This is a genomic window from Asanoa hainanensis, assembly GCF_900188485.1.
Classification (GTDB): domain Bacteria; phylum Actinomycetota; class Actinomycetes; order Mycobacteriales; family Micromonosporaceae; genus Asanoa; species Asanoa hainanensis.
This window is the reverse complement of record NZ_FZPH01000019.1, coordinates 44,603-68,955: the sequence shown is the minus strand read 5'-3', so window position 1 is coordinate 68,955 and position 24,353 is coordinate 44,603. Positions and strand designations below refer to the sequence as shown.

Genomic DNA, 24,353 nt, shown 5'->3' with positions numbered 1-24,353 from the left:
CATGGTCTGTGGTCCTTTGTGGGCATTTCATGGCTCGGCTTTCGGTGGGGTGGCTCGCAACGAGGTTACTGCCGGGTAACCCATCGGTTGTGACCTTCCTCGCGCAGGGGCACGATCGGTCCGGTCTCGGTTACCAGTGAGTAACGCGGAGGAGGAACCATGTCAGAACGCCTCGAAACCGCGCGGGGACGGACCCGTTGGCGGCGGTTCGCCGCTTTTTCGGTGCCCGCCCTGGCGGCTGCGGGATTCATCGTCTTCGGGATGGCCAACGGTGCGGTGGCCGCGTCGTTCGCCGTTTCGGGCCAGACGTTCAAGGTCTCGGCGGACAAGTTGGTCGGCAACGGCTTCGTCCAGTACGGCAGCGTCACGAAGGACAGCGAGGGCGCCGAACACCCGGTCGCGGTGTCGGGGATCCGCCACGCGACGCTGACCAACCTGTGCCAGTCGGTGAAGGTCCCGGGCGCGCCGGTGGTCCTGACCATCAACGCGGGCGGCAACGGCAAGCCCGCGACAGCCAACAACCTGCTCCTGGACATCACCGACCTACGCGGCGACGCGACGTTCACGAACATCGAGATCGGCCGGGACGCGGGTTCCCTGGACAAGGCCGCGACCAGCGGTGAGCCGGGCACGTTCGGCCAACAGTCGGACCGCATCGTCATCAACGACCTGAAGCAGGTCGCCTGGTCGACGACGGCGGGCACCTTCACCCTCACGGGCCTGCACCTGAAGGTCAACGTCGGCGACGACGCCAAGGAATGTTTCTAACGATGCGCGGGCTGTCCGTAGCCCGGCTGGGCCTCGCCCGGCGCCGCTTCCGCGCCTGGCGCGAATCCCGCCCGTTCTGGGGTGGGCTGTTCCTGGTCCTGAGCGCCGCCGAGATCTTCCTGAGCACGCAGCTGAGTCTCGGAGGCCTGAGCTTCCAACTGGGCCCGACCGGCTTCCTGTCCTGGCTGATCCCAACCGTCTTGCTGACCTGCGGCGTGCTGACCTGGACAACTCCCGCGCAACGCCTGTTCTACGCGGTAGTGGGCGCCGTGACAGCGGTGTTCTCCCTGATCGGCATAAACCTGGGCGGCTTCTTCGTCGGCCTACTCTTCGGCATCGTCGGCGCGGGCCTGGTCTTCGCCTGGACACCAGGCACGCCGTCGAGTCCAACAGCCACCGACCCAACCGCACCCCCATCTTCGGCAGCGCCTAACGCGGAGGCGCCGGGTCCGGTCGTGGCCAGCCCGACGGCGCGGCCCTCTCCGGTGGCTGACGCGGAGGCGGCGCCGGGTCCGGTGGTGGCCGATCCAACCGCACCCCCTTCTTCGGCGGCGCCTGACGCGGAGGCGCTGGGTTCGGTTGTGGCCGGCCCGACGGCGCGGCCCTCTCCGGTGGCTGACGCGGAGGCGGCGCCGGGTCCGGTGGTGGCCGATCCAACCGCACCCCCTTCTTCGGCGGCGCCTGACGCGGAGGCCCCGGGCCCGGTGGTGGCCGGTCCGATCGTGCGGCCAGTTTCTGGGGTGGCTGACGCGGAGGAGCTGGGTCCGGTTGTGGTTGGCCCGATGGCGCAGATTGGGGCAGGGGCTGACCGGAGCGTGACGGCGAGTCTGGTGGACGGCGTCGGTGGGACGCTTGGTCCGGGTGCCGCGGCTGCCGGTCAGCGCGGTCCGGACGACGTCTCGAACGCGCGCGTGGTCGCAGAAAACCCTCCCGATCCCGCCGCCGACCGCTCTTTGTCGAGCGGCGACCCCCTCGCAACCACACCGCCGCGGTTGAGGGCACCGGCTGATGGGTCGGATGGGCTCGTGGCCGAGTGGCCGAGGGAGGGCATCGGGGAGACCTCCGCGGCGACTCGGAGGAACGGCGGCCCGCAGGGCTATTCGGTCGTCGTGCTCCTGTTGGTGTTGGGGCTGAGTGCGGTGGTCGCAGTGCGGGCCGGGACGCCCGCGTATGCGGCGCCGTGCCCGAAGCCCACGAAGACCGCACCCGGTCAGCGCACCGCCACGCCGTCGCCTGGGGCTGGGGCTGGGCAGCCGACACCGGAGAAGCCGCGGCGAGGGATTCTCGGCGACATCATCGACGGGATCACCGGCATCCTCGGCGGCGGCGATGACGACTCGCCGGATCCGGGCCCCGATCCGAGCCCCCGAACGAGCCCGAAACCGGCGCCTTCCGCGGTCGGCGGCAAGCCGGCACCAGGCGACTGTGCCGGCGCCTCTCCGGGCGCCTCCGCGGAGCCGAGCGCCGTCGTCCCGCTGCTGGGCCCGGACCCGAGCGTGCCCGCAGTGAACAGCAAGCCGTCATTGCTGACCGGCACCAAGCTGACGATGTGGGGGCTGCGCCTCGAAGGCATCTACGTGCTGCACACCGCGGCCGGCGACGTCAGGTCGTTGAAGTTCAGCATGAGCCGGTCGCTCGTCCGCACCTTCGCGTTGCGGGTGCCGCAGAAAGCGGGCGCCCCGTTGCTGATCGAAAGCGACACCCTGACCGTGCGAGGCGACGTCGCGTTCTACACGTCGCGGTTCGTCGGCCGGATCGCCGGCATCAAGCTCACCCTGACCCCGGACTCGCCGTTGCCGCCGAACGGCATACCGCTGACGATCCCGAGGATCGACTTCGACGACCCGCGCATCGACCTGATGTATGTGTCGTGCGACGAACTGCTCGCACCCACGTTGAACGAATCGTTCGTATCCGCGTCGACCTGAGCCCACGGGAGTGATCGCACCGCGACCACTCCCGTGCGGCCGCGGTCAGAGGCGAGCCAGGGCGGCCTTCAGCGGGTCGAGGCCGACCGAGCCCAGGTCGAGGGCCTGGCGGTGGAACTCTTTGAGGTTGAAGTCGGCGCCCTTGCGGGCCTTGGCGTCGTCGCGGGCCTGCAGCCAAATGCGCTCGCCGACCTTGTAGGACGGCGCCTGGCCCGGCCACCCGAGGTAGCGGTTGAGCTCGAAGCGGAGCACGTCGTCCTGCACGCGGCAGTGGGCGCGCATGAACTCCCAGCCGAGCTCCGGGGTCCAGCGCTCGCCGGGGTGGAAGCCGAACGGGTTGTCGCGCGGGATCTCCAGCTCGAGGTGCATGCCGATGTCGACGATGACGCGGGCGGCGCGGAAGGCCTGTGCGTCGAGCATGCCCAGGCGGTCGCCCGGGTCGGCCAGGTAGCCGAGGTCGTCCATGAGGCGCTCGGCGTACAACGCCCAGCCCTCGCCGTGTCCGGAGACCCAGAGCAGCAGCCGCTGGTAGCGGTTGAGCAGCTCCGTGCGCACGGCGGTCTGCGCGACCTGGAGGTGGTGGCCCGGGACGCCCTCGTGGTAGACGGTCGTGACCTCTTTCCACGTGGAGAAATCGGTCTGGCCGCCGGGCACCGCCCACCACATGCGGCCGGGACGGCTGAAGTCTTCGCTCGGGCCCGTGTAGTAGATGCCGCCGTCACTGGTCGGCGCCAGCATGCACTCGATGCGGCGGACCTGCTCCGGGATGTCGAAGTGGGTGCCGTGCAGCTCGGCGATCGCCTTGTCGGCCAGGCTCTGCATCCAGTCGCGGAAGGCCTCCTTGCCCTCGATGCGCCGGGCCGGGTCGGCGTCGAGGGCGCGCACCGCGTCGTCGATCGTGGCGCCGGAGCCCACGATCTGGGCGGCCACCTTGCGCATCTCACCCTCGAGGCGGGCCAGCTCTTCGAAGCCCCAGGCGTACGTCTCGTCCAGGTCGACCTTGGCTCCGAGGAAGTATTGCGAGGCGAGCTGGTAGCGCTCACGACCCGCGGCCTGCTTGTCGCGGCCGAGCGGGGCGAGCTCGTCGCGCAGGAAGACGCCGAACGCCTGGGTCGCCGCGGTGGAGGCGGCCGCGCCCTGGTTGAGCGTGGAGCGCAGCGCGCCGTCGGCGTCGAGCCGGTCGGCGAGGGCGTGGAAGAAGTTGTCGCGCGCCGGGTCGGTCCAGATGTCGCACTGCTTGGCCACCTCGATCATCTGGTGGCGGGAGCTGACGTGGCCCTGCGCCGCGGCCTCGCGCAGCGTCACCTGTAGCTGCTCGACCGCTCGCGGGAAGGCGTTGAGCCGGGCCGCGATGTTGCCGACCGCGTCGGTGCCCTCGGTGGGCATGAGGTCGAACGCACCGCGCAAACCGTGCAGGGCGCTCGAGATGACGTTGACCTCGCTGGTGACCTCGCCGGCGTCGTAGCGCGCCAGCTCCAGGCCCAGCCGCTCCTGCATCGCCTCTTTGGCGACCCGCTCGGACTCGGTGCCGGGCTCGAGGGTGGCCAGGTCGCTCAGTGTGCGCCTGGTCAGGTCGGCGCCGGCCGCGAAGCCGTCGGGTGAGAGGTCTTCGAACTTGTCGTCGAAGCCCTTGATGCCGACAAAGGTGGCGCCGGCTGGGTTGAGCGGCGCCCACTCGTCGACGTAATGGTTGGCGAGGTCATCGATTTGTCCCACGCGTTCGACCCTACGGCACGGGTCCGACGATTTTTGGGGTGCGGGCGGCGGGTAGGGGCGAGTCGAGGGACAGGTCCGAAACTCGCGCGATTCTTGTCGTACCCATAAGGCAAAGTGTCATGAGTGAAGACCGCGACCACTCCTGACAAGGCCGACCCCCGCGGCTGGCTGCCTGGATTCGTGCTCCTCGGCGTCATCTGGGGCTCGAGCTTCCTGTTCATCAAGGTCGGGGTGGCCGAGCTACATCCGCTCTACGTGACGCTCGGCCGAGTCCTCGCCGGCGTCCTGACCCTGCTCGTCGTGATCGCCGTGACCCGCGACCGGTTGCCCCGCGACCTGCGGCTATGGGGGCATCTGACGGTCACCGGCGTGGTGGGCACGGCAATGCCATTCACCCTTTTCGGGTACGGGGAGGAGCGCGTCTCGTCGTCCCTGGCCGGCATCTGGAACGCCACGACGGCCCTGCTGGTGCTGCCGCTGGCGGTCTACCTGTTCCGCACCGAGCGGATGACCGTCAACCGAGCGGTCGGTCTCCTGATCGGTTTCATCGGTGTGCTGGTCGTGCTGGGCGTCTGGGAGGGCCTGGGCGGCGCGCAGTTCACCGGCCAACTGATGTGCATCGCGGCGGCGGCCTGCTACGCGGTCGCCATCCCCTACACGAAGCGCTTCATCAGTGACAGCGGCGCCTCGGGGCTGGCGCTGGCGGCCGGTCAACTGATCACGGCGACGATCGCGCTGGCCATCGTCGCGCCGCTCGCGGTCGGCGCACCAACCCCGCTGGGCGACCTGTCGGGCAAGGCGATCGCCAGCATCCTGGCCCTGGGCGCGATCGGCACGGGCCTGGCCTTCGTACTCAACATGCGCAACATCCAAATCGTCGGCGCCACCACCGCCTCGATGGTCACCTACCTGATCCCGGTCTTCGCCGTCGTCCTCGGCGTACTGGCCCTCGACGAGCACATCACCTGGCACCAGCCGGTCGGCGCCGTGATCGTCCTGGCCGGCGTCGCGGTCGCCCAGGGCCTGATCGCCACCCGCAAGCGCCCCCGCCTGGCCGCAATGGCCCCAGAAGCCGAGCTAGCCACCGACCGCGCCTAGTCCCAGCGACGGCCGCCGCACCGCAAAGGCCGCGCCCAGAGACGGGCCGCGCGCATTGGCCGCGTGTGGTGGGCGGGCCGCACCCGGCAGGGGGCCGTGCGCGGTCAGCGACGGGCCCGTGCCCGGCGACGGGCGCTGTTTGGCGACAGACCACGCCTGGCACTGGGCTGTGCCCGGCACTGGGCCGCACCCGGCAGCCGGCCGTGCGCGGGTCAGCGACGGGCCGGTGCCCGGCGGCGGGCGCTGTTTGGCGACAGACCCGGCCCGGCTCTGTGCCGCACTCGGCAGCGGGCCGTGCGCGGGTCAGCGACGGGCCGGTGCCCGGCGGCGGGCGGTGTTTGGCGACAGACCACGCCTGGCGCTGGGTCGTGCCTGGCGCTGGGTCGTGCCCGGCACTCGGCCGCGCCTGGCGGCGGGCCATGCCCGCGAAAGGCCGCGACGCGAAGGTCTAGCTTTCGTGGGCGGCGGCCCAGGCCACGAGTTGGGCGGCCGGCCAGGTGTTGACGACGCGGTCCGCTGGCACGCCGCACAGGGCGGCGCGTTCGCAGCCGTAGCGTTGCCAGTCGAGCTGCCCGGGGGCGTGTGCGTCGGTGCTGATGGTGAAGTCGCAGCCAGCTTCGAGGGCCTGCCGGATCAGGCGTTTGGGTGGGTCCTGTCGTTCCGGGCGCGAGTTGATCTCGACGGCTTTGCCGTGTTCGGCGCACGCGGCGAAGACCGCGGCCGCGTCGAAGTCCGACGGCGGGCGTAGCCGCTTGCGGTGGCCGCGGTCGCCCGGGCCTTCCGCCCCCGCGGGCCGGTTGGCGACCATGCGGCCCGTGCAGTGGCCGAGCACGTCAAGGTGCGGGTTCTCGACAGCCCGGAGCATCCGGCGGGTCATCCGGGCGCTCTCGTCGCGCAGCCCGCTGTGCACCGAGCCGACGACCACGTCGAGCCGGGCGAGCAGCTCGTCCTCCTGGTCGAGCGAGCCGTCGGCGAGGATGTCGACCTCGATGCCGGTGAGGATCCGGAAGCCTTCCGGCAGCGCCTCGTTGACCGCGGCCACGTAGTCGAGCTGCTTCCTCAGCCGGTCGGCCGGCAGGCCCCGCGCCACCTTCAGCGAAGGGGAGTGGTCGGTCAGCACCACGTACTCGTGACCCAGCTCGACCGCCGCGAGCGCCATCTCCTCGATCGGCGAGCCGCCGTCGGACCAGTCGGAGTGGGTGTGGCAGTCACCCCGCAGCGCGGACCGCAACGCCGCCGCTGCCGAGTCGAGGTCGACACCCTCGGTCGCGTTGAGTCTGCGCAGGTAGACCGGCTCCTCGCCGGCCAACGACTCGGTGACGCACCGGGCGGTCACGTCGCCGACGCCGGACAGCTCGGTGAGCGTGCCGGCCGCCGCGCGCTGGGCGATCTCGCCGGCCGGCAGCCCGCTGAGCGTCTTGGCCGCCGAGCGAAACGCGCGTACCCGGTAGGTCGCCTCGTTGGCTCGTTCAAGCAGGAACGCGATGCGCCGGAGATCGGCGAGCGGATCACGCGCGGTCGTCACGCTTCGAACCTACTGGGCAAAGAGGCCCGGCACCGACCCCGGTTAGCGTTGGCGTCATGCGAACGATCGACTGGGTGGACGGGGCCATCGAGCTCATCGACCAGACCAAACTGCCTGGCCAGCTCGAGGTCCGGCGGATCGGCACCGTCGAGGAGCTGGTCGACGCGATCCGCACGCTCGCGGTCCGGGGAGCGCCGGCGCTGGGGGTGGCCGGCGGCTACGGCGTCGCGCTGGCGGCCAAGCAACACGGTGGCGACGCCGACGCGCTGGCGGCCGCCGTGCACAGGGTGACGACGGCCCGTCCGACGGCGGTCAACCTCGCCCGCGGGGCGCAGCGGGCGGCGGCCCAACTGCCCGGCGGCTTCGACGCGGTGCTCGCCGAGGCGGACGCGCTGCGCGACGAGGAGATCGCCGCGTCGGCGGCGATGGCGACCCGTGGCGCGGACCTGTTGACCGAACTTTGCGGAGAGCAGCCGAAGGTGCTGACCCACTGCAACACCGGCGCCCTCGCGGCGGTCGTCGGCGGCACGGCGCTGGGCGTCGTGGCCGAGCTACATCGCCGGCGGACGCTCGGTCCCGTGATCGCCAGCGAGACCCGGCCCCTCCTGCAAGGGGCCAGGTTGACCGCCTGGGAGCTCGACCAGCTCGGCGTCGACTTCCGGGTCGCGGTCGACGGCGCCGGGCCGTTCCTGATGGCCCGCGGTCAGGTGGACGTCGTGGTGCTGGGCGCCGACCGGATCTGCGGCAACGGCGACACGATCAACAAGGTCGGCACGTACGCGCACGCGTTGGGCGCCCGGCGGGCCGGCATTCCGTTCGTGGTGGTGGCGCCGGAGTCGACGGTCGATGTCGACACGCCCGCCGGCACCGACGTGGAGATCGAGGACCGCGACGGCGCCGAGGTGATCACCGGCGTGCCGGCGGTCAACCCGGCGTTCGACATGACGCCGTACGACCTGGTGACCGCGATCGTCACAGATCGTCGAGTAATCCGCCTGGACCGCGGGGAGCGGGTCTGACCACGCTGACCGTCGACCGGTCGGCGGCGACGGCCCGCACCCAGCCACCGGCGCGGCCGAGTCGCAGCAGGGCGTCGGGCCGGGCGGGGATGTCCAGCGGTGCGGCCAGCGACGGCGGCCAGTCGGCGCGCATCGCATGACCCGGCGCCAGCCAGGGCAACAGCGCGTTGATCGGGTCGGGCGCGTCCAACGCGGCCCGCGCGTCCTGCAGCGCGGCGATGATGGCGTCCAGCGTCGGCCCGACCGCGGGCGCGTTGCCGCCACACATCGCCGCGACCAGCTCGGGCCGAGTTGCGGCAACGCGGGTGCCGTCGCGGAACGACCCCGCGGCCAGGGCGCCGGCGAGTGGGTCGGCCGCACCGGCGGCGAGGGCGGTGGCCAGCAGATGGGGTACGTGGCTGATGGCGGCCACGGCCCGGTCGTGCTCCTCGGCCGTGGCCGGCACCACCCGGGCACCGAGCCCGATGACGAGCTCGGCCAGGTCCAGCCAGTCGCCCAGTGAGGTCTGGCCGGACTCGAAGCACAGCACCCAGGCGCAGTCGTGGAAGAGGTCGGCGTCGGCCGCACCGAACCCGGAGCTCTCCTTGCCAGCCATCGGGTGGCCGCCGACGAAGCCCGACAACCGCTGGTGACGCGCCTGCAACCGTTGCTCGACCAGCATCCGGACCGGCGTCTTGACCGAGGTCACGTCGGTGACCAGACCGGTGTAGCCCGTGGCGGCGAGCTCGTCGAACACCCGCGGCAACGCTGGCAACGGCACGGCGACGAGCACCAGGTCGGCGCCCGCGACGGTGTCCCGGATCGTGCCCGTGATCTGCCAGCGAGCGTGCTGCGGCGCGCGAGCCGCGGCGGTGCGTGCGGTCGCCCGGGTGGCCGGGTCGGCGTCGTAACCGAGCACGCGATGCCCGCGGGCGGCCAGCGCGCGCAGCGCCGACCCGCCGATGAGACCCAACCCGATCACCGCGATGTCCACGCGAGCGACTTTCGCACACCTCGACCCGTTGCGGCGCATGATGCCGGTGGGGCGACGCCGTTCGCGTTTCGCGCGCTGGTTACCGCGAATCGCCCAGATACGGTGTTGACGTGACATTTAGGGTCAAACTCTGCGGGCTCATCGCCTCTGTCGCGGCCACCGCGGCTCTGTTGACGCCGGGTTCGCCGGCGCTCGCCGCGGTCGTCAAGGTGACGCCGGATCCGTTGCCGACGTTCAACGGCACGGTGCTGGCCACCGCGTACGCCGGGGACACGCTCTACGTGGGCGGCGACTTCACCAGCGTGACGGCCGGCGGCCGCACGGTGACGCGGAACCGGCTCGCGGCGGTCAACGCCCGCACGGGCGCGCTGCTCAACTGGGCCCCCGCCGCGGACGGCACGGTCCGGGCCATCGCCGCGTCGGGTCGGGCCGTGTTCGTCGGAGGCGCGTTCACCGCCATCAGCGGCACCCACCGGGACGGCCTGGCCCGCCTCGATGCCGGCAACGGCGCGGTGCACAACTCCTTCAAGCAGTCGTTGACCGGCATGCCGTACTCGCTGGCGGTGGCCAACGGTCGGCTCTACGCCGGTGGCACGATGACCAGCCTCAACGGCCAGGCGATTCACCGCCTCGCCGCGTTCGACCCCAACACCGGTGCGGCGGTCGCGGGCTGGCGGCCGCGGGCCGACGACACCGTCGAGTCGGTCGTCGCGGTCGGCCGCCGGATCTACGTGGGTGGCCAGTTCGACTCGATCGGCGGGGCGTCCGGCACGCGGCACCTCGCGGCGTTGACCACCGGAGGCGCGGTCGACACCGGCTTCACCTCGCGGGCCAGCGAGGTCGTGCACGCGGTCGCGGTCGGCGCGTCCGGCATCTACGCCGCGATGGGCGGGCCCGGTGGCCGGCTCGGTGCGTTCACCACCTCGGGTGCCGCCCGTTGGACCCTGACGATGGACGGGGACGCCCAGGCGGTCGCCGTGCTCGACAAGGTCGTCTACATCGGCGGCCACTACGACAACGTGTGCAAGTCGGCCCGTACCGGAGACAAGGGCTCCTGCATCGACGGCAACATCCGCCGGATCAAGCTGGCCGCGGCGAACGAGTCCGGCGGCGCGTTGCTGCCCTGGGCCGCCGACGGCAACGGGTCGAGCGGGGTGCACACGATGGCGGCCAGCGGCAGCCTGCACAAGGTGGTGGCGGGTGGCGCGTTCACCACGATCCGCGGTGCCTCTCGAGCCCGCCTCGCCCAGTTCGGCTGAGGGCACGGCAACGCTCGGTAGGGTGGGTACGGGTTCGAGAGGGGGTTCCGATGACGCAACAGGCGATGCCACCTGCGGGCGCTCCGCGTACACCGCCATCGGGTCTGTTCCCCTCGACGCGAACCCGACCCACCTATCGCGAGCCGCACGCCGTGCGCGGTGGCGCGGTGGCCTCCGGTGCCGGCGCCGGGGCCGTCTGGCTGCTGGCCTTCGGCGTGCTCGACTCGACGGTCAACGGCTACGCCTACTGGACGCTGCTGGCCGGCGGGATTGCCGCTCTGGTGGCGTTGGTGCTGGCCAAGGTCGGTGACCGTGGTGTCGCGGTGGGCCTCGCGGCCGCCACCGCGCTCGGCTGGAGCATCGCGACGATCGTCGTCGTGGTCACCTGGCTGTCCCGCGGTGACTGGCCACTGTGGTGACCTGCCGTGGTCGCGCCGCGACTCGTGGTCGCCGGAAAGCCGCGCTGGGTAGGGGATTGCGTGCACTGTGCGACCGGCCTTGACTAACCGCTCGAGCATCGGAGACGCTGCCGCCATGGCTTGGAAAGTGCAGCGGCTGGACCCTGAGCGCAGCCGCCGCCGGATGCAGCTGCTGGCTGAGCTCGCGGGAGCGAAGTCGGTCCGCGAGCGCAGCCAGCCTCGACGGGCTCAGGGCGACCGGCTGCGCGAGTTGATCGCGACCCGGCGCCGGCTGGCCAGCTGACCACTAACTCCTTCGGGGCGTTGGCCGGGCTGCCGCCGGCCCGACCGACTACCGTCACGTCGTAATGGAATGCCGGTGCACGGCGGCGGCCGCGCGCCACCGGGGTAATTGGGGGCATACGCCGTGTCGTACTTCGCTGGAGCCGCGGTCCGCGGCTCTGCCGGCTGGACCGCCGCCGAGGTCAACCTGAACGGCGTCGCCGACGTCGAAGAGGTCGCGGACCGGCTCCGCGACGTCGACCTGGACGCCGACATCTCGCTGCTGTTCGTCGAGTCCGACGACACCTATCTGGTCGTCATGCGACTCGACGAGGGCGAGGACCTGCGGATCTTCGGCTCCGACTCGGCCTTCGCCGAGGAGTCGCGGCTGGGATCGCTGCTCGTCGGCGACCTCAAGGCGCCGGCGATCGAGATCGACGAGGTCGTCGAGCAGAGCGCCGACCCTGACAAGCCGGCCGCGGACCCCGACGCCGATCCGGTCGGTGAGGCCGACCTGCTCGCCGACCTGGGTGTGTCGGCCCGCCGGCTGCTGGAACTGTGCACCCGCGAAGGGCTGTTGCCGGCCGACGTCACCGCCGAGGTCTGCCAGACGGTCGGCTGCGGCGACGAGGTCGAGGAGCTCCGGGAGGCGTGACGGCCCCCCGACGCGACCGCCACGAGGAGTGGATGCGGCGGGCGCTGACGGTCGCGGCCGACGCCGCGGTCACTGACGCGGCTGACGTCCCGGTCGGTGCGGTGCTGCTCGACGCGGCCGGCAAGGAGCTCGCGGTCGGGCACAACGAGCGCGAGTTGACCGGCGACCCCACGGCGCACGCGGAGATCGTCGCCATGCGGCGAGCGGCGGCGGCCCTGGGTGGCTGGCGGTTGGACGGGTGCACGCTGGTCGTCACGCTCGAGCCGTGCACGATGTGCGCGGGTGCGCTGGTGCTGGCCCGGGTGTCCACCGTGGTGTTCGGTGCCTGGGAGCCGAAGACCGGGGCTGTCGGCTCGCTCTGGGACGTGGTCCGGGACCGGCGGTTGACCCACCGGCCCGAGGTCTATGGCGGGGTGCTCGCCACCGAGGCCGCCGACCTCCTACGCGGCTTCTTCCGCCGCGGCTGACGGCTTCAGCAACGGTGCCGCAACGGCCCTGGCGGCCGGTGTCCACGGGGTCGGTCGCATCGTCGCCGGGTCGAGGCGCACGATCGAGCGCCGGCCCTCGGCGTGCAGCTTCGTGCCGTCGACCGACGTGATCCGGAAGCCGTAGACCCCGCTCGTCGTCCCGAACGCGTCGAGCCAGAAATGGATCAGAACGTCGCCGGTGCCGCGGATCGGCGCCTTGTACTGGATCGAGAACTCGGCCACCGCGTGGAACACGTCCGGCGCGGTCGGCCGGCCGTCGACAATGCCAAAACCGCGTTCTTCCCAGTACGCCGTCAGGGCGCGCTCGAGGAGCAACGCGTAGCGGGAGTTGTGCACGATCCCCATGGAGTCGAGGTCGTCGTAGTGGATGCGGACCCGCTCCGCGTGCCCGTACTCGATGGTGGTGGTGGTCATGCGGAGTCCTCCGGTAGCAGGTCGGGATCGGTGGCGAGGGTGCGCAGGCGGTCACGGGCCGCACGGCGCGCATATCGATAGGCGATCTCGGGGGAGAGCAGCCGGGACTGCATGACCGCGGTCAACGCGAATGACTCGAGCTCGTACGCCAGTTGCCGGGTGTCGGTGTCGGCGCGGAGGTCACCCTCGTGGACGGCGAGTCGGGCGAGGTTGTCGACGAAGTCGGACCAGAGGGTGAACGTGGTCGCGAGGCGGTCGCGGACCACGCCGGGCCGCACGCTGAACTCGAACTGCACCTTGGCGAAGAAGCAGCCACCCGGCAGCAGGTCGGTCTCGTAGAAGGCGATCCGCCGATCGTGCAGGGCCCAGAGGCGGCGAACGCCGCGCGGCGCGGTCAACGCCGGGCGGACCACCTGCTCGAGGAACTGCTCCTGGGCCCGTTCGACGGTGGCGAGCTGGAGATCTTCCTTGGAGCGCCAGTGCGCGAACAGGCCCGACTTGCTCACGCCGAGGTCGGTCGCGAGCTGGCCGAGGGAGAGCCCGTCCAGGCCGTCTTCGGTGGCCCGGGCGACCGCACGATCGAGTACGGCCGCCCGGGTGCGGTCACCGCGCGCGATCCTGCCGTCGATGGTCACCCGGCCAACGTACCGAATAAACCGACCGACCGATCGTAAATATTTGTGTGGTTAGCGTCTCAACGCCGCCGAGGAAGGCGATCCCCGAATCTGAGGCGATCGCTAAGCGATCGCAGTGTCCAGGGCGATCTCGACCATCTGCCCGAAGGTCTGCTCGCGCTCCTGGGACGTGGTCTTCTCGCCACGCTTGATGTGGTCGGAGACCGTGAGCAGGGTCAGCGCGCGGGCCTTGAAGCGGGCCGCGATCGTGTAGAGCGCCGCCGACTCCATCTCGACCGCGAGCACGCCGTAGTCGGCGAGCGAGTCGTAGAGGTCGGGGCGATCGGTGTAGAACGCGTCCGCGGCCAGGATCGGACCGACCGTCATCGGGATGCCGCGCTGCTCGGCCTTCTCGACGGCGGTGCGCAGCAGGCCGAAGTCGGCGACCGGCGCGTAGTCGATCAGGCCGTCGAACCGGGCCCGGTTCATGTTGGAGTCGGTCGACGCCCCGCTGGCGGCGATCACGTCCCGGAGCTGGAGCTCCTCGGCGAGGGCACCACAGGAGCCGACCCGGATCAGCGTCTTGACGCCGTAGTCGTTGATCAGCTCGTGCGCGTAGATCGACGCGGACGGCATGCCCATGCCGGACCCCTGCACCGATACCTCCACACCCTGCCAACGGCCGGTGTAGCCGAGCATGCCGCGCACCTGGGTGTAGCACTTGGCGTCGTCGAGGTACGTCTCGGCGATCCACTTCGCCCGGAGCGGGTCGCCGGGCATGAGGACGCGTTCCGCGATGTCGCCGGGCTCCGCCCCGATGTGAATACTCATGCGGGCGATCCTGCCACCTCGGGTTTGTGCTGGCCGGAGGGAGGGCGGTGCCGCCGCGCCGGGCGCTCCCGGGGTCGGGTAATCTTCTCGGCGGTGGCGTGTCCGAGTGGCCTAAGGAGCACGCCTCGAAAGCGTGTGAGGGTTTACGCCCTCCGCGGGTTCAAATCCCGCCGCCACCGCCGTTGACGCCGGGTCCCTCGTGGGCCCGGCGTCGCTTTTGTCAGGTGGCGAGCGGCGCCGACAGTTCGATCATGTTGCCCCACGGGTCGCCGATCAGGGCGAGCCGGCTGTTGATCTCTTTGAGGTCGAAGGGGCGGCCGAAGATGGTGACGCCGCGGCGGTCGAGCTCGGCCAGCACCGCGTCGACGTCGTCGACGCGCAGACAGAAGTGGTGGTAGCCCGGGCGCTCCAGGCTGTCGATCACGTTGGTGTAGTAGGTGCCCGGGTCGGGGTTGCCACCGCCGAAGAGCTCGACGCGGAAGCTGTCGTCGTTGGGCGGCGACAGGTAGGCGAGCTGCAGGCCGGCCCACGACCATTCGGCGACGACGCGGAAGTCGAGCTTCTCCGTGTACCAGCGTCTGGCCTCGGCGTAGTCGGGGACCCGGACGGCGGCGTGGTCGCCGCGGGCGGAGGCTAACGGGCTGGACGGGTTCTTCGCGGGTGTGGCCTGCTCGGCCATGGCCTCTCCCTCCGGCGGCTCCAATCGCCACGTTAATGCGGCGCCTGGACCGTTTGCCGAGAAACCGGGTTTGGCAGCGTTGACAGATCCCGCAGGCAACCCGCGCAACCGCTGAATCGTCAGACCCACCGTTCAGCATTGACCCCGAAGACCCATTCGAGTCACGGGGGTGGTGGCAATGCCGACGTTAGGTGGTCGACTCCGCGAGCTGCGGCTGGCGCAGGGCTTCAGCCTTGCCGACCTGGCCGCGCTGGTGCCGTGCGACAAGAGTCATCTGTCCAGAGTGGAAAACGGGCTCCGGCGGGCGACGCCGCGCCTGCTCGACCGGGTGGAGCAGGCGCTCGGCGTGCCGGGCCAGTTGGCGTCAGCAGTTGCCGACGCCGTGGGTGAAGAGTCGCCGCACGTCGTCGGTGTAGCCGACGACCGCCTTCCGCACGGTCTGCCCGTCGTGCATGAAGAGATAGGCGCGGTCGCCGCTGGTGACCATCAGCCCGTCGAACTGATAGCTGCCCGCCGGCGCGTTCATGGTCGTCGCCTGCGGATACGCCGCCTTCGTGGCCGCGACCGACGTGCCGACGCCGACGCCCTCGGGCGTGGTCAGCGGCGGGTTGACCCACATCAGCACGAGCTCACCGTTGGCGAAGACGGGGCTCGCCTCGTGCACGCCGGTGAGCACCGGGCCACAGGCGGCCTGCGGTCTGGTCATCGCACCCTGCTGGGCGAGCTCGGTGTCGGTCTGGCCGAGCCGCACGCCGCGGACGCCGTCGAAGTCGACGACGTCGGAGCGGGTCGCCGTCGTGGTCGCGCTGGCATAGGCGGGCGAACCACCGCGCTGGGTGGAATAGCCCGTGAGGAGCCCGAAGAGCGCGAGCGCGACGACGATCAGGGGGATGAACCGTGGCTTCATGTGACCTCCCAAGCACACAACGTAGTCGTTATCCACAGGTTTATCCACAGCGTGTGGATAGAACGTGTGTACGAGCGAGCCGGTGTTGACCTGGTCTTATGCGCTTGGGTGTGGCCTCACGGTCAGCCGGGGCGCCGCGAAGTCCCGGTTGTCTACAACCAGTTGGGCGCGGTCCTGCGGCTGCACCTCGTCGAGATAGCGGCGCTCGCCGGGGATATACCTCGTCCGATATCGGTGCTCGGCCGCGGCGGCCCCCGACATCCAGGCCTGGTCGCGGGCGATGCCCCTGCGCAGCACCTCGTCCAGCGGGATGTCGACGAAGATCCGCAGGTCCCAGTGCTCTTCGAGCTCCGGGCGCTGCAGGAAACAGCCGTCGGCGACCAGCACGGCGTCGTCAGCCGCCGTGCGGTCAGGCTCGTCGACGGGGGTAAGCGCGGCGAAGTCCATCAGCGCGTGGCGATAGCGGCGGCTGCCGCCGGGGCCCAGGGGCACCAGCAGTTTGTCGCGGATTGCGTCGTTGTCCCAGGAGTCCAGGTAGTAGCTCTCCGGGGAGTCCTGTGGATAACGGGTCCGCAGCGCGACAGCCCGCTTGAACTGGTCGATGCTCACCCGGATCACCTCGCGCGCGGTCCGCTCGCGCAGCGTCGCCGCGAGCTCGTCCGACAACGTGGTCTTCCCGGCGGCCGAGCAACCGTCGACCGCGACCCGCACGGGGTGCGAGCAATCGACCGCGAGCGCGGCGTCAGCCAACGCCACCAGCACTTCTTGTCGCCGACCCACCAGATCCCCCCGTCTGACCTGCCGGGAAACGAATGTAGGGCCGGCCCGCAACGGACCGGCCCTACTAAGAAAGTCGCTGATGAGCGCGCGGAGGATACGAGATTCGAACTCGTGAGGGTGTTAACCCAACACGCTTTCCAAGCGTGCGCCCTAGGCCTCTAGGCGAATCCTCCGTCGCACAGGATACAGGTCCGCCCGGGGCGATCCAGGCCACCCCAAACCCGGCGACGGGTCGGCCCGGGTACGCTAGGTGCACCCCTCGTGCGGCGTACAACCTGTGAACCTCCCCAGGGCCGGAAGGCAGCAAGGATAAGCGGGCTCTGACGGGTGCACGAGGGGCCTTTCTGTCTCCGGCTCTCCTAGGTCCATTCGGACTGTGCGGCGTACCAGCCCAGTTGCATGCGGGTGCGCACGCCGGCGAGTTCCATCATTCGCTGGACGCGGCGTTGCACCGTGCGCATCGACATGCCGAGCTGCGAGGCGATGGCTCGGTCGGTCAGGCCGGTCAGGAGCAGAGCGAGCACCTGGCGGTCGAGGGGGAAGAGCCGGCCGTCCTCGGATTGTTCGTTCAGCCCGCCATCCGGGCCGAGCGAGAGCGGCCACGCGCGGTCCCACACCGCGTCGAAGAGAGCCTGCAACGCGTCGAGCAGGCCGCTGCGGTGCACCACGATCGCCGTGGGGAGGTTGGTCTCGTCGGCCATCGGCAACACGCCGATCGCCCGGTCGGCGATCACGAGCTTGATGGGCACGTGGTCGGCGACGCGTACTTCCTCGCCGGCTGCCAGCGCGGTGGCCGCGTCGGCGGTGCCGCCGTCTTCTTCCAACACCGCCCGCTCGACGACCACCCGATAGCGCACGCCGCGGCGCAGGCCCTCGGTCTCGGCCGCGTTGTCGGCCCGGCTCACCGCGAGCGTGGTGGTGGTGACCAGCGCCTGAACCTCGTCGGTCGCCGTCGCCTGGAGCTGTTCGAACCGCTGGCTGATCACGTCGATGCCGCTGACCACCTCGACCAGGTCGCCGGCGGCCCGGTCGGCGGCGGTCGCGCGGTAGCGGGCGGCCAGGTTGGCGAGCTCGAGCTCGGCCCGCCGCAGTTGGTCCCGGCGTGCGGTGACCAAGGGGCCCAGGGCGAACGCCGGTGAGCTGGCGATATATCGACCGCCGGAGCGGGCGGCCAGGCCCAGGCCGTGCAGGCTGGTCAGGGCGGCGTCCGCTTCCGGCAGGCTCGTGCCCAGGGCCGTGGCGAGCTCTTCGGTGGTCGCGGCGGGGCGGGCGACCAATTCGCGGTAGGTCGCCTCTTCGATGGGTCGCAGGCCGAGTGCGGCGAGCGGTGAGCTGTCGGTCACGCGTTACTTCCCCCAGGTCAAGCGCTGGCGAGTATGCGCCATGACCTAAATACGACGCAACCGGAGCGTCCCGTCCATGTCGTGCGTGTGCCAGTGTGTGCGAAGTCGGCGCAGCCCCTCACCCCCCAACTGCGCCGGCTACCTCGTGCGATGTTTCCGGGCGTTGCCAACCCAGTTGGTGGCGCCCGGATCACCGTTATGGGGCGGGCGACCTGTCGGCACGGCGTGAGAGGCTAGACGCCGTTGGGAGGGGACTGTGGCGCTCGCGCTCTACCGCAAGTACCGGCCGCGGACATTCGCCGAGGTGATCGGCCAGGATCATGTGACCGAGCCGTTGTCGCAGGCCCTGCGCAGCGGTCGGCTCAACCATGCCTACCTGTTCTCCGGCCCACGGGGTTGCGGCAAGACCACCAGCGCGCGCATCCTCGCCCGCTCGCTCAACTGCGAGCGCGGTCCTACGCCCGAGCCCTGTGGGGTTTGTGAGTCGTGCCGTGGGCTCGCGCCCGACGGTTCCGGCTCGATCGACGTGATCGAGATCGACGCGGCCAGCCACGGCGGCGTCGACGATGCCCGTGAGCTGCGCGAACGCGCCTTCTTCGCCCCGGCCTCCAGCCGCTTCAAGATCTACATCATCGACGAGGCGCACATGGTGTCGACGCAGGGCTTCAATGCCCTGCTCAAGCTGGTCGAAGAGCCGCCCGACTACGTCAAGTTCATCTTCGCGACGACCGAGCCCGACAAGGTCCTCGGCACGATCAAGTCGCGCACGCACCATTACCCCTTCCGGCTGATTCCTCCAGGAAACTTGCGGCCCTACTGCGAGCAGCTCGCCGAAGCCGAAAACGTGAAGGTCGAGCCCTCGGTGTTCCCGCTGGTGGTGCGGGCCGGCGGGGGCAGCGCCCGCGACACCCTGTCGGTGCTGGACCAGCTCATCGCCGGTGCGGGCCCGGACGGCGTCAGCTACGCGCGGGCCGTGGCCCTGCTCGGGGTGACCGACGGCGCCCTGATCGACGAGATGTGCGACGCGGTGGCCGCCGGCGACGGCGCGGCGGCCTACGCCACGATCGACCGGGTCGCCGAAGCCGGCCACGACCCGCGCCGGTTCGCGTCCGACCTGCTGGAGCGGCTGCGCGACCTGATCGTCATGCAACAGGTCCCGGAGGCCGCGGCCAAGGGCCTGATCGACGGTCCGGTCGACCAGCTCGAGCGGATGAACGCCCAGGCACAACGACTCGGCCAGGCGACGCTGTCCCGGTGCGCGGACATCGTGCACAACGGCCTGATCGAGATGCGCGGCACCACCGCGCCCCGGCTGCTGCTCGAGCTGATCACCGCGCGGATGCTGCTGCCGACCGCGGACCGGGCCGAGAGCGACCTGCTCCAGCGGCTCGAGCGCATGGAGCAGCGGCTGGCCGCCGTCGGCGACCAGGGCTTCGCGTCCGACGAGCCCCGCGACGACTATTCAGGGCCGGCCGTGCTCGCCGGCCGGGGTCCGGGCGGCGCCCAGCGGCCCGGCTACGCGGATGCGACCGACCGCGATGACATGGCGGGGGCGCAGGCTCCCGCGCACGGCGACCCGCCCGCGGGCGGAGGCGTCGCCGCGGCCCGCGCGGCCGCGAGTCGTGGAGCGGCCGCTGCACGCGCCGCGGCGAACGCGGGTGCGGCCGCGGCCCGCGCGGCGGCGGCCGGAGGTCGTTCGGCGGATGGCGGTGGCTCCGATGCGGCGAGGTCGGGCGGCGCTGCGGCTCGCGCCGCGGCGGGCGGCAGCCGTGCCCCGGGTGCTGGCGGTGACGCGCCTTCCGATGGCGCCGCAGACACGGCGTGGTCAGGCGCGGCTGGCGTTGCGCCGGCCTCGGCCGCGGGCGATGACGCGGTTGGCGACGGTGACGCGGACGCGGCGTGGTCGGGTCCGGGTGGCGGTGCGGCTAGGGATCGTGCGGCGGCCGGCGGTTCTGCGGCGGCCAGGGGCGATCACGCGGGTGCCGACGGCGACGCGGACGCGGCGTGGTCAGGCACGGCTGGCGGTGCGCCCGCCTCGGCCAGGGGCGATGACGTGGTTGCCGGCGGTGGCGCGGATGCGGCAGCGAACCGCGGCGACGCTGATCGGCGCCGCACCGAGATCGTGCCCGACGATCAAGCAGACGACGAGGTGTCCGATTCTCGGATGGCGGGCGCTAGCTCCCAGCGGCCCCCGGTCCGGGGAAGCGACGGCGCCGCCGCTGACGGATGGGCCGACGAACCCGCGAGCAACGGGCACGACGAGCCGCCCCGACGGGTGCCGCCGCAGGCGGTGATGGCCGATCCCGCTACGCCGGAGCCGGTGATTCCGCAGGCCGGCGGACCGGGTGCGCTCGACGCCGCCGCGGTGCGTCGGGTCTGGGACGAGATCGTCACCATGGTTCGGATCGACAACAAGAGGATCGCCGCGTTGGCCAGCGAGGCGACGGTTCGCGACATCGACGGTGACACGTTGGTGTTGACCTTCCGTCATGCCTTCCACGCCCGGACCCTGGCCGAGAATCCCGAGCCCGTGTCGGACGCGGCCTACGAGGTGCTGGGCAGCCGCTGGCAGATTCGCTGTGAGCTGGCCGGCGACGAGCGGGCCGGTGGCCCGGGTGCGGGTCCGGCGCCAGCCCGCCCGGTCGGCGGGCGCGAACCGTCCGGCAACTCCTCGGCGGCCGGTGGTCGGGCGCCGGGTCAGGAACGTGGAGCGCGCGAGCGCTCGTCGAGTGGTCGGGGTGAGAGCGGTGCCTCCGGCGACCGTTCGTCCGACGAGGATCACCCGGCCGATCCAGCCACCCGAACCGCCGCCTCCGATCCGGCCGGAACAGCCGAGGGCCAAGGCGCTGCCCGGCGGCCGCACGAAGCCATGCCCGGCCGGGGCGACGGCGTGGACCAAGGTCGGACCGCGAACGCGCCCAGCGACCAGCGCCAGAGCGAAGGCGTCCGCGGGCCAGCGAGCGCTGCGGCTGGGTCGGGTGTCGAGCGCGGGGCGCAGGCTCAGGGCGAGGGCTTCCGCACGCCGGCGAGCGCTGCGGCTGGGTCGGGTGTCGACCGTGGGGGGCAGGCTCAGGGCGAAGGCGGCCGTGGGCCGGCGAGCGCTGTGGCCGGGTCGGGTGTCGACCGCGCGCTTCAGGCCCCGAGCGAAGGCGTCCGTGGGTCGGCGATTCCGCCAACCGAACCGAGTGCCGAGCGCGGGCAGCACGCTGCCGGGCAGTCTGAGGCGCGCGGTGCGCGAGATGCGGACCGCGCCATGGCGCCAGCGCACACCGGCGAAGGTGGCGGCTGGGCCGACGAGGACCGGCACGGACCGGTGGCCACGGCCGTGGCACCCGACCCGGAGCGCCCAGGTGCGCGACCGACCCCGCCGCGGCGCAGCCCCGAGCCACCACCGGCAGCAAACCCAGAACAAGGCCCCGCGCGGGCGGACAGACAGCCTGGCGCCAACCGGGCAACGAGCGCGGCGCCCGACCGGGAGAGGCCGAGCGCGGACCGGCGCGGAGCCGGCCAACGAGCGATGTCCAGCCCGCCACCGACGGCCGACGAAGAAGAGGATTGGCCGGAGACCGCCCTACCGGGCGGCCTGTCGGCCGGCGGAGACAACGATCCCGCGGACGACTGGCCCGAGACAGCGACCCCCGCGGTGAGCGCACAAACCGCAGCACCCATCCAGACCGCCCCACCCACCCAGAGCGCCCCGCCGGTCGCGGCAGCCGCCCCGGTCGCCGTCGCGACAGCACCAGCACCAGCACCACAGGCCCGCCCCGCACCGCCGGCACCCGGCGGCGGGGGTGCGGCGGCCGCAGCCAGGGCGGCGGCCCGAGCCGCGGCCGGCCGAGGCAAGACGGTGGCTGCCGCACCGCCGGCCCCCCAGACGAAAGCGGCCGAAGCCGACTGGGCAGGTGAGCCACCCTTCGACCCGGACTACGACACCCCCGGCAAAGCGGCGAGCAGCCCCAGCCCGGGCAAGGCCCGTTTCGAGGGTTTCGACCCCGGCGACGAGCCCACCGACGAGGTGATCGACGAGCGGACCGCGCGGCAGAGCAGTGAGCAGCAGGCGTTCGCCCTGCTGCACGAGGCGCTGGGTGCCGAGCGGATCGGCGAGGTCGATCTCAAGTAGGGCGCACCTCGCCAGCGGCCGGCCCGATCACCCCACTAGTCTCTAAAGGGACCGATGGTCCCGACGAAGGAGTCTCCCGTGCGCCCCGGTGGACAGCCCAACCTGCAGCAGCTCATGAAGCAGGCGCAGAAGATGCAGCAGCAGATCGCCGATGCGCAGACCGAGCTCGCTGAGGCGGAAGTGACCGGGACCGCCGGCGGCGGGCTGGTCACGGCGACCCTGAGCGGCACCGGTGAGGTGCTGAGCGTCAAGATCGACCCCAAGGCGGTCGACGCGGACGACGTCGAGACGCTCGAGGACCTGGTGGTCGCGGCGCTGCGGAACGGCACCGAGGCCGTGCGCGCCCTCACCGAGGAGAAGATGGGTCCGGTCAGCGGCGGCATGGGCGGCCTCGGCCTGCCCGGCTTCTAAGAGCAGCCCACCGTGTACGAAGGCGCGATCCAAGACTTGATCGACGAGCTGGGTCGCCTACCCGGCGTCGGGCCGAAGAGCGCCCAGCGGATCGCGTTCCACATTCTCTCGGCCGACCCGGCCGACGTCACCCGGCTGGCCACGGTGCTCAACCGGGTCAAGGACCAGGTGCGCTTCTGCACGACCTGCTTCAACGTCGCCGAGTCGGAGCAGTGCCGGATCTGCCGTGACCCCCGGCGGACCGACGAGTATCTGTGCGTCGTCGAAGAGCCGAAGGACGTCGTCGCGGTCGAGCGGACCGGTGAGTTCCGCGGCCGCTACCACGTGCTCGGCGGCGCGATCAATCCGCTCGAGGGCATCGGCCCCGACAACCTGCGGGTACGGGAGCTGATGAGCCGGCTCGGATCCGGCGAGGTCAAGGAGCTGATCCTGGCCACCGATCCGAATACCGAGGGTGAGGCAACGGCGACCTACATCGCCCTCCTGGTCAAGCCGATGGGCATCGCCGTAACGCGCCTGGCCAGCGGCCTTCCGGTCGGGGGCGACCTGGAGTACGCCGACGAGATCACACTGGGCCGCGCCTTCGAGGGCAGGCGTGCGGTCTGAGTCACTTCCCACGAGTAGGAAGCCGCAAATCACCGCAACCTAGTCACATCGAATGCCCTCACATCGGGCAAATCAGGGCAAGCTGTCGGGTTCGAGACCAGGGGTCAATATGACACTGGCCGAAGCGTGTGCCAGCATGACCGTCACACCGAAGACGTTCTCACGTCCGGGCACAGCGTCATCCCCCGATTACCCGAGGTTCCGAGTTGGCAGGTCACATTGTCATTACGGGCAGGCCTGAAGTTGGTTACGCCCCTTCCCCGCCCTTGACGCTGAGCGACGACGCGAGAAATTGTTCGGTACGCAGCGACACGACGTCGCTGACGTTCGCGCGCCCGTTCGGCTTACCCCAGTCGGGCGGTCATCACGAACTCTCCACGTACGCGCCAACCGATCGGTTGTCGACGCGGCGGGGGCCGGTCCGCCCTGCGGGTCGCACGGTCACCTGCGCGCGGCGGCCGGGGAAAGGACCGGGCAGCTGATGGTCGTTGGCCCCGACGCGTCCATTTCCGATCAGGTCCCTGTCGGAGAGCCGCCGGCTGAAGCCGAGGGCTCCCAGAAGGCCATCGAAGGACGTTCCCTAGGCCAGATCGCCTGGCGCCGGCTCAAGCGGGACAAGGCCGCTATGGCCGGCGGCATCGTGATCATCCTGTTGATCCTGATCGCCATCTTCGCGCCACTCATCGTGCACGCGTGGGGTTACGACCCCAACTCCTTCCACCAGGAGACGATGGACCCGGCGACGCAGGCGCCCACCTCGACGTTCCCGTTCGGGGCGTTCGACTCCAAGCACCTGATGGGTGTCGAGCCGCCGTTCGGCCGTGACATCTTCAGCCGCGTGCTCTACGGAGCCCGCATTTCTCTGCTGATCGCCTTCCTGGCGACCCTGCTCTCGGTGGTCATCGGCGCGACGCTCGGCGTCATCGCCGGCTACCTCGGCGGTTGGGCCGACTGGCTGATCAGCCGCGCCATGGACCTGTTCCTGGCTTTCCCGATCCTGGTGTTCGCGATCGCGTTGGCCGGCGTCATTCCGGACAAGGCGTTCGGGCTCTCCGGTGACACGCTGCGAATAGTGCTGCTGATCTTCATCATCGGCTTCTTCAACTGGGGCTACATGGCCCGCATCGTGCGGGGCCAGACGCTCTCGTTGCGTGAGCGCGAGTTCGTCGACGCGTCCCGCAGCCTCGGTGCGCGCAGCGGCTACATCCTGCGCAAAGAGCTTCTGCCGAACCTGGTGGCGCCGATCCTGATCTACGCGACGCTACTCATCCCCACCAACATCCTGTTCGAGGCGGGCCTGTCCTTCCTGGGCGTCGGCATCAGGCCTCCGACGGCGACCTGGGGCGGAATGCTCAGCGAAGCGGTGCGCTACTACACGATGCCGCACTTCATGTTCTGGCCCGGCCTGGCGATCTTCGTCACCGTGCTGGCGTTCAACCTCTTCGGCGACGGACTCCGCGACGCGCTTGACCCAAAGACGCGATGAGCTCTGACCGGTTCCACACCCCGAAGCCCCACCACCTCTCATACAAAGGGGAG

The 24,353-nt window shown here is 71.1% G+C and carries 23 protein-coding genes, 2 tRNA genes, 1 other RNA gene and 2 pseudogenes; 17 read left to right on the top strand and 11 right to left on the bottom strand.

The window, feature by feature from the left end:
• The first annotated feature begins 159 nt into the window (after window positions 1–159).
• Together CHC05_RS33980 and CHC05_RS41035 are read left to right on the top strand one after the other, a co-directional pair.
• On the top strand, window positions 160–768 hold the full coding sequence (locus tag CHC05_RS33980; RefSeq protein ID WP_089254737.1) for a DUF6230 family protein: 609 nt from the start codon (window positions 160–162) through the stop codon (window positions 766–768).
• Window positions 769–770: 2 nt separating this feature from the next.
• Complete coding sequence (locus tag CHC05_RS41035; RefSeq protein ID WP_144022893.1) at window positions 771–2,696, top strand: DUF6114 domain-containing protein; 1,926 nt, start codon at window positions 771–773, stop codon at window positions 2,694–2,696.
• A 45-nt stretch (window positions 2,697–2,741) separates the two neighbouring features.
• On the opposite strand, the gene CHC05_RS33970 is transcribed toward CHC05_RS41035, so the two are convergent.
• Window positions 2,742–4,412, bottom strand: coding sequence for a DUF885 domain-containing protein (locus tag CHC05_RS33970; protein ID WP_089254735.1), 1,671 nt, complete (start codon window positions 4,410–4,412; stop codon window positions 2,742–2,744).
• Window positions 4,413–4,535: 123 nt separating this feature from the next.
• On the opposite strand from CHC05_RS33970, the gene CHC05_RS33965 reads away from it, so the two are divergent.
• Entirely contained in the window at window positions 4,536–5,510 is a 975-nt protein-coding gene (locus tag CHC05_RS33965) for a DMT family transporter (protein WP_089254734.1), read from the top strand.
• A 448-nt stretch (window positions 5,511–5,958) separates the two neighbouring features.
• On the opposite strand, the gene CHC05_RS33960 is transcribed toward CHC05_RS33965, so the two are convergent.
• A complete protein-coding gene (locus CHC05_RS33960) occupies window positions 5,959–7,035 on the bottom strand; it encodes a PHP domain-containing protein (protein ID WP_089254733.1) in 1,077 nt (358 codons plus the stop codon).
• 56 nt (window positions 7,036–7,091) lie between these two features.
• Here CHC05_RS33960 and mtnA point away from each other — a divergent pair, with 56 nt between their 5' ends.
• Window positions 7,092–8,054 carry an S-methyl-5-thioribose-1-phosphate isomerase gene (mtnA, locus tag CHC05_RS33955; RefSeq protein ID WP_089254732.1) on the top strand — a complete coding sequence of 321 codons (963 nt, stop codon included), beginning with the start codon at window positions 7,092–7,094 and terminating at the stop codon, window positions 8,052–8,054.
• On the opposite strand, the gene CHC05_RS33950 is transcribed toward mtnA, so the two are convergent.
• On the bottom strand, window positions 8,008–9,066 hold the full coding sequence (locus tag CHC05_RS33950; protein ID WP_425426883.1) for a prephenate dehydrogenase: 1,059 nt from the start codon (window positions 9,064–9,066) through the stop codon (window positions 8,008–8,010). The two genes, mtnA and CHC05_RS33950, sit on opposite strands and share 47 nt — an antisense overlap.
• Before the next feature lie 71 nt (window positions 9,067–9,137).
• Here CHC05_RS33950 and CHC05_RS33945 point away from each other — a divergent pair, with 71 nt between their 5' ends.
• From CHC05_RS33945 to CHC05_RS33930, 5 genes are all read left to right on the top strand, one after another.
• Window positions 9,138–10,286 (top strand): hypothetical protein, encoded by a 1,149-nt coding sequence (locus tag CHC05_RS33945; protein ID WP_245871359.1) that lies wholly within the window; start codon window positions 9,138–9,140, stop codon window positions 10,284–10,286.
• A 50-nt stretch (window positions 10,287–10,336) separates the two neighbouring features.
• Window positions 10,337–10,705 (top strand): hypothetical protein, encoded by a 369-nt coding sequence (locus CHC05_RS33940; RefSeq protein ID WP_245871358.1) that lies wholly within the window; start codon window positions 10,337–10,339, stop codon window positions 10,703–10,705.
• 115 nt (window positions 10,706–10,820) lie between these two features.
• On the top strand, window positions 10,821–10,988 hold the full coding sequence (locus tag CHC05_RS41810) for a hypothetical protein (RefSeq protein ID WP_179266492.1): 168 nt from the start codon (window positions 10,821–10,823) through the stop codon (window positions 10,986–10,988).
• Between the two features lie 123 nt (window positions 10,989–11,111).
• Entirely contained in the window at window positions 11,112–11,621 is a 510-nt protein-coding gene (locus CHC05_RS33935) for a tRNA adenosine deaminase-associated protein (protein WP_089254730.1), read from the top strand.
• Complete coding sequence (locus tag CHC05_RS33930; RefSeq protein WP_342745709.1) at window positions 11,618–12,088, top strand: nucleoside deaminase; 471 nt, start codon at window positions 11,618–11,620, stop codon at window positions 12,086–12,088. Before CHC05_RS33935 ends, CHC05_RS33930 begins: the two co-directional genes overlap by 4 nt.
• Here the strand turns inward: CHC05_RS33930 and CHC05_RS33925 are convergent.
• The 3 genes from CHC05_RS33925 to deoD all read right to left on the bottom strand — a co-directional run bounded on the left by CHC05_RS33925 (window position 12,062) and on the right by deoD (window position 13,968).
• Entirely contained in the window at window positions 12,062–12,523 is a 462-nt protein-coding gene (locus CHC05_RS33925) for an acyl-CoA thioesterase (protein ID WP_089254729.1), read from the bottom strand. The genes CHC05_RS33930 and CHC05_RS33925 overlap by 27 nt on opposite strands.
• Window positions 12,520–13,158, bottom strand: a complete 639-nt coding sequence (locus CHC05_RS33920; protein ID WP_089254728.1) for a TetR/AcrR family transcriptional regulator — start codon at window positions 13,156–13,158, stop codon at window positions 12,520–12,522. The genes CHC05_RS33925 and CHC05_RS33920 overlap by 4 nt, the downstream gene beginning before the upstream one ends.
• A gap of 102 nt (window positions 13,159–13,260) precedes the next feature.
• Window positions 13,261–13,968: a purine-nucleoside phosphorylase gene (gene deoD, locus CHC05_RS33915; protein WP_089254727.1), complete on the bottom strand. Its 708-nt coding sequence runs from the start codon at window positions 13,966–13,968 to the stop codon at window positions 13,261–13,263.
• Window positions 13,969–14,060: 92 nt separating this feature from the next.
• Between deoD and CHC05_RS33910 the strand changes: the two genes are divergently transcribed.
• Window positions 14,061–14,147, top strand: a tRNA-Ser gene (locus CHC05_RS33910).
• Between the two features lie 41 nt (window positions 14,148–14,188).
• Here CHC05_RS33910 and CHC05_RS33905 read toward each other — a convergent pair.
• Window positions 14,189–14,647 (bottom strand): VOC family protein, encoded by a 459-nt coding sequence (locus CHC05_RS33905; protein ID WP_089254726.1) that lies wholly within the window; start codon window positions 14,645–14,647, stop codon window positions 14,189–14,191.
• A gap of 178 nt (window positions 14,648–14,825) precedes the next feature.
• Between CHC05_RS33905 and CHC05_RS33900 the strand changes: the two are divergent.
• Window positions 14,826–14,999 (top strand): annotated as a pseudogene (locus CHC05_RS33900) (helix-turn-helix domain-containing protein); the annotation flags it as partial.
• A gap of 12 nt (window positions 15,000–15,011) precedes the next feature.
• On the opposite strand, the gene CHC05_RS33895 reads toward CHC05_RS33900, so the two are convergent.
• The 3 genes from CHC05_RS33895 to CHC05_RS33885 form a co-directional block, all read right to left on the bottom strand.
• Window positions 15,012–15,554, bottom strand: coding sequence for a hypothetical protein (locus CHC05_RS33895; protein ID WP_089254725.1), 543 nt, complete (start codon window positions 15,552–15,554; stop codon window positions 15,012–15,014).
• Window positions 15,555–15,650: 96 nt separating this feature from the next.
• Window positions 15,651–16,310, bottom strand: a complete 660-nt coding sequence (locus CHC05_RS33890; protein ID WP_179266491.1) for a nucleoside/nucleotide kinase family protein — start codon at window positions 16,308–16,310, stop codon at window positions 15,651–15,653.
• 112 nt (window positions 16,311–16,422) lie between these two features.
• A tRNA-Ser gene (locus CHC05_RS33885) sits at window positions 16,423–16,507 on the bottom strand.
• A gap of 80 nt (window positions 16,508–16,587) precedes the next feature.
• On the opposite strand from CHC05_RS33885, the gene ffs reads away from it, so the two are divergent.
• Window positions 16,588–16,678: signal recognition particle sRNA small type (gene ffs / locus CHC05_RS33880), an RNA gene on the top strand.
• Between the two features lie 15 nt (window positions 16,679–16,693).
• Here ffs and CHC05_RS33875 read toward each other — a convergent pair.
• Window positions 16,694–17,677 carry a helix-turn-helix domain-containing protein gene (locus CHC05_RS33875; protein WP_089254723.1) on the bottom strand — a complete coding sequence of 328 codons (984 nt, stop codon included), beginning with the start codon at window positions 17,675–17,677 and terminating at the stop codon, window positions 16,694–16,696.
• A 256-nt stretch (window positions 17,678–17,933) separates the two neighbouring features.
• On the opposite strand from CHC05_RS33875, the pseudogene CHC05_RS43555 reads away from it, so the two are divergent.
• From CHC05_RS43555 to CHC05_RS33855, 5 genes and pseudogenes are all read left to right on the top strand, one after another.
• Window positions 17,934–19,535: pseudogene (locus CHC05_RS43555) on the top strand (DNA polymerase III subunit gamma and tau); the annotation flags it as partial.
• 306 nt (window positions 19,536–19,841) lie between these two features.
• The gene (locus CHC05_RS43550; RefSeq protein ID WP_425426887.1) at window positions 19,842–21,797 is read left to right on the top strand and encodes a hypothetical protein; all 1,956 of its coding nucleotides are present in this window, start codon (window positions 19,842–19,844) and stop codon (window positions 21,795–21,797) included.
• 102 nt (window positions 21,798–21,899) lie between these two features.
• Window positions 21,900–22,208: a YbaB/EbfC family nucleoid-associated protein gene (locus tag CHC05_RS33865; RefSeq protein ID WP_218824774.1), complete on the top strand. Its 309-nt coding sequence runs from the start codon at window positions 21,900–21,902 to the stop codon at window positions 22,206–22,208.
• A gap of 12 nt (window positions 22,209–22,220) precedes the next feature.
• A complete protein-coding gene (recR, locus tag CHC05_RS33860) occupies window positions 22,221–22,814 on the top strand; it encodes a recombination mediator RecR (RefSeq protein WP_089254721.1) in 594 nt (197 codons plus the stop codon).
• Between the two features lie 481 nt (window positions 22,815–23,295).
• Window positions 23,296–24,300 carry an ABC transporter permease gene (locus CHC05_RS33855; protein ID WP_089254720.1) on the top strand — a complete coding sequence of 335 codons (1,005 nt, stop codon included), beginning with the start codon at window positions 23,296–23,298 and terminating at the stop codon, window positions 24,298–24,300.
• Window positions 24,301–24,353: the final 53 nt, after the last annotated feature.